This is a genomic window from Vibrio sp. T3Y01, from assembly GCF_013114525.1.
GTDB classification, from domain to species: Bacteria; Pseudomonadota; Gammaproteobacteria; order Enterobacterales; family Vibrionaceae; genus Vibrio; species Vibrio chagasii_B.
Genome location: NZ_VTXJ01000006.1, coordinates 155,178 through 166,934, shown reverse-complemented (window position 1 = coordinate 166,934; position 11,757 = coordinate 155,178). Strand labels below are relative to the sequence as shown.

General features: G+C 43.9%; 7 protein-coding genes. All 7 read right to left on the bottom strand.

Going from position 1 to position 11,757, the window contains the following annotated elements; translation table 11 throughout:
• The 7 genes from F0232_RS08690 to F0232_RS08660 all read right to left on the bottom strand — a co-directional run bounded on the left by F0232_RS08690 (position 1) and on the right by F0232_RS08660 (position 11,756).
• The gene (locus F0232_RS08690) at positions 1–477 is read right to left on the bottom strand and encodes a hypothetical protein (protein ID WP_105058125.1); all 477 of its coding nucleotides are present in this window, start codon (positions 475–477) and stop codon (positions 1–3) included.
• A 9-nt stretch (positions 478–486) separates the two neighbouring features.
• Entirely contained in the window at positions 487–3,717 is a 3,231-nt protein-coding gene (locus tag F0232_RS08685) for a response regulator (protein ID WP_105058126.1), read from the bottom strand.
• Positions 3,718–3,931: 214 nt separating this feature from the next.
• The gene (locus F0232_RS08680) at positions 3,932–4,306 is read right to left on the bottom strand and encodes a hypothetical protein (protein WP_105058127.1); all 375 of its coding nucleotides are present in this window, start codon (positions 4,304–4,306) and stop codon (positions 3,932–3,934) included.
• 108 nt (positions 4,307–4,414) lie between these two features.
• Positions 4,415–6,553 carry an ATP-binding cassette domain-containing protein gene (locus F0232_RS08675; protein WP_105058128.1) on the bottom strand — a complete coding sequence of 713 codons (2,139 nt, stop codon included), beginning with the start codon at positions 6,551–6,553 and terminating at the stop codon, positions 4,415–4,417.
• Positions 6,550–8,136, bottom strand: coding sequence for an ABC transporter transmembrane domain-containing protein (locus F0232_RS08670; protein WP_105058129.1), 1,587 nt, complete (start codon positions 8,134–8,136; stop codon positions 6,550–6,552). The genes F0232_RS08675 and F0232_RS08670 overlap by 4 nt, the downstream gene beginning before the upstream one ends.
• A complete protein-coding gene (locus F0232_RS08665; protein WP_105058130.1) occupies positions 8,126–9,550 on the bottom strand; it encodes a TolC family protein in 1,425 nt (474 codons plus the stop codon). Before F0232_RS08665 ends, F0232_RS08670 begins: the two co-directional genes overlap by 11 nt.
• The gene (locus tag F0232_RS08660) at positions 9,525–11,756 is read right to left on the bottom strand and encodes a response regulator (RefSeq protein ID WP_061031026.1); all 2,232 of its coding nucleotides are present in this window, start codon (positions 11,754–11,756) and stop codon (positions 9,525–9,527) included. The genes F0232_RS08665 and F0232_RS08660 overlap by 26 nt, the downstream gene beginning before the upstream one ends.
• Between the last annotated feature and the right edge of the window lies 1 nt (position 11,757).

The window sequence follows — 11,757 nt, the reverse complement described above, 5'->3', positions numbered from 1 at the left end:
TTATTTCTCCGAACTTATAACGTAGAGAACGTTGGCATTTTGAGGTACCGAAGAGAGTGGGGAGTAACCAATACGGTTTGGTTTGTCATCAAGCCAGTCCACTAAGCTGTCTGTTGACGCCGTTTTGATTTCTCTTGGATAACGAGCTTTTCCTGAAAAAGATAAACCGGCCCAATGAGCATTCATTTGAGCGGCGTTCTTTCCAAGTAATAGCTGATAAAATTCCTCTCTTTCAGCACTGTTTTCAGGCCAGTCCGATAGTTCTACACGTTTGCCGTTAAGACGTTTGGTTTTACCTCGATATAACTTTCTTGCTTTGTTAATTGATATCTCTTCAAACCCTGAATCTAAAGAGAATATGGCGTAATCTTCCGCTGCATGAGCTGGGCTAGTAAGAAGCACACTTCCTAACAGTCCTATTACTGCGGTTAGCACAGCTCTGCATTGGAGTGTTTTTATTGTTTTCATCCAATCCATTGGTATCTCCTAACAAGTCGCACTTTCAATTTGATGGAATAGCTTTTCTTTTCTCACGGGCTTCGCAACGTAACCATCCATTCCGGAATCAAAGCACTTTTGAATATCATCATCGATAACACTGGCAGTTAACGCGATGATTGGAGTTTTTGTTAAGCCTAAGTTCTTCTCGTGTTCTCTAATCTCCTTGGTTGCGGTGAAGCCATCCATCACAGGCATCATGCAGTCCATCAAAATGACGTCGAAACTGCTGTCGCTCTGGTACATATCAACGGCAATCTGTCCGTTGTCCGCGATTTCAAAGGCATAACCTGCTTTTTTAAGCATAACCGAGGCTACTTTCTGGTTTACGCGGTTGTCTTCTACCAAGAGGATCTTTTCAGACTTACTTGGTATCAATTCTTCCTTTGGTTCTTCAGGCAATATGGTTTGGGTTGCGCTGGCGAATTTAGGTGCCTGCGTCACTGATGCGGCACTGTGGATAGGGGGGACTGTCGAATTGAACTTTGGCAGTGTATCGTGTGTTGCCGGCAGTGGCATTGCTTCTACTGCCGTTAGCACTTTCTCTTTTAACATCTCGAATTTGAACGGCTTGGGCACGTAATCGTCCATACCCACATCGAAACACTTTTGAATGTCGTCATCGATGACACTGGCAGTCAACGCAATGATAGGAATGCGGCGGGTCGATTTTGTCTCTTTCTCAATACGACGAATGTGACCCGTTGCCTCAAAGCCATCCATTACGGGCATCATACAGTCCATGAGAATGGCGGCGTAATGAGGGTTGGCAGTAAACATATCCACGGCTTCTTGCCCGTTATTGGCGAATTCAAATTCAAAGCCGCTTTTGCCGACGTGCAGCCCTGCGATTTTCTGATTAATCCTGTTATCTTCGACTATCAAAATCTTTTGCTGAACCTGAAGTTCCGATTGTTTCGAATTGGACAGTTCAGCCAAACCCTGCGTATCACACAGCTCGACCGCTTTGATTAGTCGCAGACCCAGTAGGGGTTGTGATACTTGAGCCGTGATACATTGACCGATATCCGCAGGGTCGCTGAGAAAGGATCGAATCAAACAAATGGTAGCGCCATTTTTATGAAGTGTGTCTAAGCTATCAGCGTAGTCACTGGCTTGGAGCGTATCGTCTTCGGCAAAGATGACGGTAATCGGTTTTGTGTGTGCCTGGTTAGCTATGCGGTCAATAATCACGCTCGTACTATCGGTGGTTTGTGCGACATCAAGTCCATACAGTTTGAGTTCATTATCGATACGCTCTGAAAGCAAGTTGGCATGCCCAAGAATATAGATGTCGGAAGAAGCCGTGCTTGGTTTCGGCAATGCTGAATCAACGGGCAACTCAAGATCGAAATAGAAACAACTGCCTTCTCCTTTAACCGAATCCAGTTGAATTTGTCCGCCCATAAGCTCTACAAGTTGGGTACTGATAGCAAGACCTAAACCGGTGCCACCAAATTGTCTGGTCGTTGAATCATCTTCTTGTGCAAAGGGTTCGAATATCTGTTTTTGCTGTTGCTTATCGATACCAATCCCCGTATCTCGCACTGCAAAGCGAACCGTAACCTTGTCATCGGCTTGTTGGAGCGTGTTGATTGAGAGGGTAACGCCACCTTCAGCTGTGAACTTGACAGCATTCGACATGAAGTTCATCAGGACTTGTCTTAGACGGTGATCATCGATCATCACTCGAGCTGGAGTATCCGGGCTGATATCAACGTTGACTGATATTTTTTGTTCTTTGGCTTTTGGCGCAACAATCGACGCAATATCATAAATTGATTCGCGTATAGACGCAGAATGTGGGCTGATAAGTAACATACCCGATTCGATTTTCGAGAAGTCTAAAATGTCATTGATTAAGCTGAGCAAGAGTTGTGAAGAGGTTTCTATGGTATCGACATAATCACGTTGAGTTGGTGTGAGCGGTGTATCTGCGAGGATTTCTGAAATCCCAATAACGCCGTTCAACGGGGTACGGATCTCGTGTGACATGTTGGCCAAGAAGCTGCTTTTTGCCTTACTCGCTTGTATTGCGTGATCTTTGGCTTCTTCCGCGTCCTCTTTCGCTCGCTCTGCGTCTTCTTTTGCTTGCGTGAGTTTTTCTTTGGCGTGTTCTCTTTCGATAGTTAAACGTTCGACTTGTTGAGCGAATAAACTAAGTTCATCTTTACCTTGAATGAGCTTTTCCAATGAAGGGCGAGTCTCATCATTTTCACTCTTTAAGAACTTGAGAACCAAACCAAGATTATTGGTTACCTGTCTTGCCAAACTCAAGGTTGACCCCATAACAATCGTTGCGAGTAGGGCGACTAAAGAGATGAATAGTGTTCTTTGTACTTGAGCCGCTGAGATTGCTTGCTCAACTTCAACTTGGAACTCCTGCTTGATGACGTTCCCTAAGTTTTGTAACAGGTTCAGTCGGGCGTTCATAGCTTCTAATCCGACAGATATCTCTTGAGGTGTAAGCTGACTGATGGCGTTTAGATCAAGCAGTGCGTTACGGATCTCTTGGCTTTGAGCAAACACATCATTTCTAAATACTTCAACCATCAGTGACACTTGATGTTCGTTGGCATTCAATGACACAAAGCGCTCCAAGAACAGTTGCTGCCTTTCACTTAAGGTCTTTATCTGTTCTGCTAGCTCTGGATCGTACTCTTGGCTGCTTTGGAATATTTCAATCAGTGAGGTACCTAATTTGAACTCTTCGTTCGACCAAAACATTAACCACTCTAGTTGTTGTAGCGCTGTGAGATGTTGTTGGATTTCACGCTTGGTGTTTTCAAATGGGACTTTCTCGATTTCAAGTAACAACTGTTTGTATAAATCGCTCTGCCATTCAAGGCCATCCAATTTATCGTAAGTGTCCGTTGCTTCCATAGTCGATAAGGTCGCTTCGCTAAAATCCGCGACTAACTGATTCATGTCATCAGAAGCCCCGAGGAAGATAATAGGAGATAAGGTTTTGAGTTCTGACTTAACTTGTTCACTTTGAGCGGTAAACTCTTCAGGACTCGACGCTAAGGTGCTTCTGTATAAGACAGAAATATCTTGAAGGTAGACAGATAACTGATTGGTGCGCTCAAAATCAGTTAACTGTGTCGTCAAGATATAGGCTTGTCTGCCAGCGAGGAAGAGCAAAAGTGAAATGGGAAGTAGAACTAAGCCAAAGAGTTTATGTTTGACTGAAAGGTTATTCCAGACCGTAATCGCCATATAAGGATCCATCCAACTGTTTTTATATAAAAACAGTAGAATAAAATTAGCGATATGGAAACTTTGAGTCGGTTAATTTTTTGGAACTGTGGGAGGAGTATAAGTTCTTATGATTCCGAAACTTATTTTGATTAAACCAATAATTGGCGGCAATTTATTGATGTTAGTTCTATTGCTCTCCTTGTGCTTGCTGATGAATGTGTCAAAAGCAAGATTAGTGAGTACGAGTTTTACTCTGATTTGCTGCGGATAGAAGTTGTTCTAGTATCTCTTTTGTAGAGTGTTCTAACTTCCAAACACCTAAGATGCGCTTGAGTGCAGCACGATAGACTCTGTTTTTGAGAAGGAAAGCTAAGGTCTGAGTATCGTTATTCAATACATGGGCTTGTATAATAGTAAGCTCCGCCTTGTGGGCAATATCGACCTTTTGAAGATTAAAAGCGGGCAGGAAAGAACATTCATACCATATCTCAATGATTTCGCGGAGTTCTAGCTCTTCTTCAGGGACATCGCATTCCTGAAGTTGATGGTTTTCAGGAATTGCGGATAAGTAAGTGACATCAAGCTTGTCAGCAACGAATGTGTACATCTGGTTCCTTGTTATTTGTGCTTTTTGAGCGAATCATCCCTCTCGATCACCCGCGTGTCAATGTTATCCATTTATCTGACGAATGAATTGTGAATGTACGTTGTAGTTTTAGCTTAAGCTATTTAAGTATTTGTCTGTTAAGCCAAAATATTTAAGGTTCCCGTCAGGTTCTAACACTAGACTCATGTTCGATGTCGCGATTAATCCCGGGTCATTGGTTGAGAAAATTACGCTCTTATTCAAAAGTTTATCAGTAAATAATCGGTTAAAATATTGGGCGTTTTCTTGCTCAGCGCCGTTGAATGGCTCATCGATGATTATCAGAGATTGTTCACAGTTGCCTAGGCCAAGGGCGAGGCGAAGCTTTTGCTGAATTCCATTAGGTAGGCTTTTGCATTTGTCTACACTGAGCTGTGTTGCTAACCCTTCTGGTAACCATTCATCTAGCTCGAAGAAGCTGACCATCTCTTTCATCTTTTCAGTCGGAATTAACCCATTGTGTAGAATGAAGTTGGTCTCTAAAGAGCCTTCAAAAATATGTAGGTTAAAAGGGATGTAGTTAATTGAGGTACGGTAGCGATAGCTGTTGAATTGTTTAATGTTGTAACCATCGACAGAGACAGCACCTTGATAACGGTCTTCTAAGCCAGCAATGATAGAAATCAACGTCGTTTTTCCACATCCGGTAGGGCCACAAACCACCACTTTTGCTGCTGGTGGGATTTTGAAGCCAAGGTTGGTTAGCCCTGTTGCCGCGCCGGCATAACGGTGACTCACGCCACTGCCTACAATACTGCCTTGGAACAGGCGAATCGGTGGGCTTTTTTCAAGTGTTAGCTTGTCGTCATTCATCGACATCAAATTGTTAATCTGTGCCGATGAAGCCTTAATTGACTGAAACTTGGAGATCGAATTGTAGATACCCATGATTGGGCCTAAGGCTTTCCATACCAGAATCACGGTTGCGAGCATGGCTCCGGCATCTGAGGTACCTTCCATTACGCCAATAACGGCAGTCACGATACTTGCAGTACCAATCACCTGAATCAAACTACCGCCAGCGGCCTGAATTTTACTATTCGTCACCGCAACATTTTCGGCATCATTGGTACTTTGGAAGTGAGAAGCACTAAAACGAGATTGCACCACGCGCAGGAGCGGCAACCCTTGAATGGTTTTGATGCCACGAAGTATCTCATTCCATTGGTAGGAAACCATGGCGTTAGCCCGAGAGCTTTTGGACGTCGCTTGAGAATAGATATAACGCGAGTATACACAGAACACCAACATCAAGATCAATCCGCCCATTACCACGAGTGCCGCGGTACCGGACATCAGAGCAATGGCTATGATAAACACAATCACAAACGGCATATCAAAGTAGCTAAGTGTCGATTCTGCGGTAACCAAGCGTCTAAACGTATCGATGTCTTTTAAGCGGGCAAGTTGAGATGACACACCGGCGGTTGAGGTCATCGCGTAGGGCAACCATAGCAGCTTCGATATCACGGCTTGCGATATATGAACCGCGAGATCTTTACCGGAAGTGGCAATGATATTGACCCGCATCTTCTTAAAGAAGTATTCAGAGAATCCAACAATCACCGCAAATAGGGTCAACCAATAGAGGGTGGCTTCAGAGCTGGACGTCAATGCGAAGTTATACACACTCATGATGAAGAAGGGTTGGAGTGCACCTAATATACTGATCACGAAGCTTAAGATGATTAAACTTTTGAGTTCATTGTTGTAACGATAGAACGCGTATTTGATCCAGTTACTTCGGTCTTGTGACTCTGGTGGTGGTTCGCGGAACAAGCGTGAATACTCGCTGATTGCAATCAACAAGCAAGGTTTTTTACACATTGGATATTCGATGGTGTTGTTGTTGGTGTAATCAAACAGCATCAACTTGCCATCTTTGGTGCCAAGAAAGATAGCACTGAGGTTTTCTATCTCAATAAAGCATGGGTGAGGGTGCTTATCGATGTTTTCGAGTGTTTTTAATTTGGTGACATCACAGCGGTAACCAAGGCGTTCGATAGTCGCAGTAAAACTGTCGCTGTCTTTTGGCTTTGGAATGAATGCATCGCTGAGTATCGCTGGTGTGCCTTCCCACTCGAGGGCAATTAAGGTGTAGGCCAAGCCGCGAATCAGTGGTGATTGGCTATAACGTTCGTCATACCCGCTGGCTTCAAAGTCGAGCACTCGCTGCGGTACATTATTGAAATCAACTAAGATACTCATTGGTCACCTCCCGTAAGTTTGACGCGTTTGAGGCGGTGATTCAGTTTGTCCATTTTGTTACTGGCAATAATGAGGATCTTATCGTTGGCTCGGTAAGCGGTACTGGTGAGCACCAAGCGGGCGAACTCATCGTCGTAGACACAATCAATGTCATCAAATATTAAGATACGCTTGCTAGCCAGTAACGCACGAACCAACAACAGGGCGTATCCCACTTGGCGTGAGAAAGGGTTCCTCATATGGCCCTTGAGTTCGGTATAAAAACCGGCAGGCAGCCCGTCGATTTGTGCCTTGATATTCATGGTCTCGCACAAGGCAAAGGCGGTGTTATTCAAGCTTGGGCGAAAACAGGTCAGGTTATCAATAATGGTGCCTTCTACGAAGGAGCTGGTCTTATCAACCATCAATACGCTGTTGCGCCAAACGTTGTAGTTCAGCTCATCTAACGGAGTGTCGTTGATCATTATCTCTAATTTGCTGTCACTGTTTTGTCGAGTGATACAATTAGCCAAATGGGTTTTACCCGAGCCACTTTTCCCTGTCAGCAAATACGCTTGGCCGCGCTCAAATTCGATACGCTGTTTGTCTGAATATTTAACCGATATCCGCTCAACTTCTGTCGTCTCATGCTGCTGTTCAACAGAGGCTGCGAGTTCAAGCAGTTCTGCGATACGTTGAATATGGAGTTTATTAAGCTCCCAACGGCTCGCAGTACGCATCACCTGTTGGTAAGGGGCGAAGTAACGGTTGGTTAGCATAATAATTGCAGCCATGATGCCTTGGCTTGATTCCATGTTGATTACCGCTGTAGCCAAAACAACTACCACACAAGCGATAGAGAGTTGTTGAATGAGCGCTAATATCAAACTGAAGTTAGATTCAATCTGTTCGTATTTGATGTTCTCGACTTCACGTTCCTCTACCATTTGTGTCATCAAGCTTTCTACGCGGTACTCCATATTTCGCGCTTTGATATCCAGTGGGCTTGATATGATCTCAATGATTTTAGATGTGGTTAAGCCCTCGATGTCTGACTTGTTTTGCAAGCTGCCAATCTTCTGTTTAGAAAGGATCCAAGCGAATATAGCCAAGATCAGTGACGCAATGAGAAGGGTGATACCTGCCCATATGTTGATTAATCCGATGATAAGTATGGTCAGTACACTGACTGCGAGGTTGATAAGCGCTCTAACCGACTCCCCGCCAAAGAAGGTTTTTAGTTCGGGGATGGTGGCGATGCGTTCTAGATATTCCCCCGGTTCTAGGCGGCGGAATTTAGATATCTCTGCCAAACAGATAGATTGGAATACCTTGTTGGTTAGGTTTGTCTCAAACTGCCTCATGATCACGGAGGAGATTTTCTCCTCCTGATTTTTTAGGTGGTAGTCGAGGAATATCGAAATCAAAATGATCGCGAACAGCAAGAAAAGGGTGTCTTGTGCCTGGTTCGGCAATACTCGGTCAAAAATGATCAGAATCGAGAAGGGCAGTACCAAACCAAATAGTGTTGAGATAATGGTAGAGAAAGTGAGATAGCACTTATCAGCCATATTGATTTTCTGAGAAAACTGCTCAGTTTGCATTGCGACCTCCTTTCTTTAGCGACTCGGTTGAGAGAAGGTGTTTCGGCACTAAATCTTGGTTATCACGTCCTTCGATGTCGCTCATTAATTGCATAATGCTCTCAATAGACTGAATCGACAGTACGCCTTTAATTTGTTCAAGCTTGATCGTCTCAATGATGTAGTCGTAACGTGCACTTTCGTAGTCTCGCAACGCACTAAACAGTTTGCTTTCTGCGGCGAGTAAATCGGTGATAGTACGCGTGCCTAGTTGATATGCGCGTTGAATCCCTTTGTAAGAGGCATAGTTGGCACGAATGATGTTTTCATAACTGCTGATCGACTGAGAAAAGTCGTTAATGTTAAGAACTGATGTGTTCACGCTATTACGAGTGGTGTAGAGCGAGTCTTGATAAAGCAACTCTGTGCGCTCGATGGCCGTCGATGATTTTTGATAACCATAGTAGTCCGAGCCACCCGATAGGATAGGTACGGCTAGATTCAGTCCAACACTGGTTGAGTTACTTTCACCAGTGGCAGTGATGTCTGTTTTGTCGTAGTTATTGGCATCGTCATGGCGGTAACTGGCTGAAAGAGAAACGGTTGGTAAAAAGTTGGACCCACTCTCTTTTAAGCTACGACGGCTTCGTTCGACGTTTTTCTTAGCGACCAGTAGATCGTTATTGAGTTTTAGCGCTTGGTCCATAATTGAGCGTTGCTCTGTCTCACTTATCTCTTTTAGTGGAACACTTTCGTAGATGTCTTGTGACGGAGTAATAGGGTACTGAATCTGAATCGATAACCCGTTAAGAATGACGCGTCGGTCTTTTTGGAGCGTTCTTAATCGGTTAGCGACTCCTTCTTTTTGCGCAATAACCTCATATAGCTCACTGGCCGCGGTGTTGCCTAGCTCTACGTTACGTCGCATTTGATGCTCTCGCGTCTCAGATGATTTAAGTTCAACTAGGGTCGCTTTGATTTGCGCATTGTTTTTTAGGTATTCAAAATACTGAGATCCGATTTCTGAAATGGTGCTTTGAATTTTGTTTGCGTGCTTAATTTCTTCGATATTGAAATCGAGCTTTGCGGTGCCGTATTTGAAAATGTCACCAAGGTTAAATATCGATTGAGAAAGGGAAAGGCTATAGCTGTTAGAGTTATAGCTAGAGGTTTCATCAGGAACTCCCGATAACAAGGTCTCGTTTTCATTCCATGTGGTATCGGCGGCACCGTTTAACGAAGGGAGAAACTTAGAACGACTAATACCAATATTGTATTCGTTCTCTTCTACGCCTTTGTCACTGGCTCTTAGGGATAGACTGTTTTGCAGGCCGAGCTCTACCGTCTCAAGCAGGGTAGTTGCCATTGCCGAAGGAGTCGTGCTGATTGCAAGTGCAGCGATAATGCTGCTAGTTAAGCTTTTGTACCGCCACATACTTGTTGATCACCTTGATGATTTCATCGCTCTTGTAAGGTTTGCTGATCACGTAATCCATCCCTGCTTCTATACACGCTTGATGTTCATTACTGCTGGTCAATGCGGTTGCACCAATGATGGTACAAGGGTTTTTCTCGTTTTCTTGTTCAAATTGACGAATGCGTTTGGTTGCTTCAATGCCACCCATGCCTGGCATAATGCAGTCCATGAAGATGATGTCAGAACGCTTATTCATGAAGTGCTTAACCGCATCGGCACCATCGCCAACCGTATCCGGTTCGTATTCTTGTTTTGTTAGAATTCGTTTGAGAAGAATTTGCTGAACTCGATCATCTTCCACGATTAGGAATGAGCTGTTTTCCATCTGTTCTTCCGAGGCTTCTGCTTCCATGATGGCAAGTAGGTTCGGAATGAATTCATACGGAATAGCAGGAGAGTTGATGATCTTGTCGACAAAACTGTGACACTCTTGCGCATGTTGAGTATTCGTGACAGACAGTAGTAGCTTGGTGTTCGGGTGGTTCTTGAGTTGAGATTTCACCGTTTTGCTCAATGACGGTAGCTTGTTAGGTTCAAAGGTGTCAGTCAACATAATTGCGTCATAGTCACCAAAGGTTTTAGCTGCTGAGAACAGTTCGTTTGCAGTACGAACTTCGGTGATATCTAGTCCTAAATTTACGAGCATCTTTTTCATCACATCAATACGAACTTGAGTGTTAGCACATAGCAGTAAACGCTTGCCATCGAAGCGAGTTTTCTCGGTATGGAAGTTTTTCGCCTTGAGGTCTAGCTCAATCTGAAAGCGCTCTTGGGCTCCTGATTGGAACCAATGGCTTTCGTAATAGCCATAATCTTTTAGCACGCTCTTAGCCAAGTCATCGGTGTTGGTCGTGTGGTCTTTATGAGCACTCCAATGGAGCTTGTTTAACTTTGCCACCGACACATCTAGGGTTGAGAGAAAGTTGAGGTTAATCGTGACTCGCGTGTTTTCCATATCGGACGCTGCGCCTGATTCAATGGTCACAAATAACTTCTTGTTTGATTTAAGTTGAATTGCGTTTGAAAGCTGTAGAAACAGAATCCAGAACAAGCTGGTGGATTGACCTTCAACGCGATTGGGTAAGTTGTCGGAAATGAAGCAGTCGAGTTCGCCTTCATTTCGTTGAACTTTAGCACTGATATGAATCATCAATTCTGATAAGACGCTGAGCAGCGAGAACTCTTTCGATTTGCTTTCCGTTCCTTGAGATATCAGACGGTTGTAGTTTTCAGCTAGCTCAGAAAGGGTATTGGAAGCGGAGGTAATGTCCTTCGCCATTAATACGCCACTTTCATCGGTCTCTTGAACTAGGTACTGAACACCACCGTTGATGGTGTTGGTAATACCGCGAATTTCATAGCCAATGAGCGCATACAGTTGTTTATAAAGGTCGTTATTGCGCTTTTGATCTTCTAATTTGCTGAAGATCAACTTGAGGTGAGAGTATATTTGTCGCTGTTTGGGGTTGATGCTCACTTCGTTGAGAAGCTCTTCAAGTCTTTGCAAATCCAGTTGTTTAAGCTCTTGGTATAGCGCATCAAATTCATAGTCGATGACTCGTTCATTTGAGCTGGACTTCTTAAGCTTAAATATCGCGACTAAATTGGACAATACGCTAATCACAGCCAACACTGCCACCACCATAAATAGCCATACGAAAAACTCATTTTTCTCAGCCATTAGGTCACTTGCATGGTTGTTAAACATGGTGCGATAGTTATCGTCCATCTGTAGGTAGTTGTTGGTGAGCGAAAGATATAAATCGAGTACGTCATTACGGGTTTTTGAGCTATCTGAAAAACGATTAATCGCCAATTCAAGTTGTGTGTATTCGGTTGCGCCAACCAAGCTGAACTCGGTTTTGTTTAAGGAGGCTAATGAACGAAACTCGTCAATCTCGCCCTTTAATGTAGTTAGATCTAAGTCATTAGCGCTGCAGTTATTGGCTTTTATACAGCGCTGTAAGGTTTGAATGTCTGACTCTATGGTTTGATTCAGCTCTTGGGCTTTGATAAGAAGTGGGGCATTTTGCACTTGTGATACCGAGTCAACCTTTGACCAAGAGAAATACAAATAAAAGGCAAGCGCAGCTAATACCACACTAAAGAGTATGCTTAGACGTAGCGCAGGTACCGAAATATTGTATGAAGGCTTTCCGCTCATT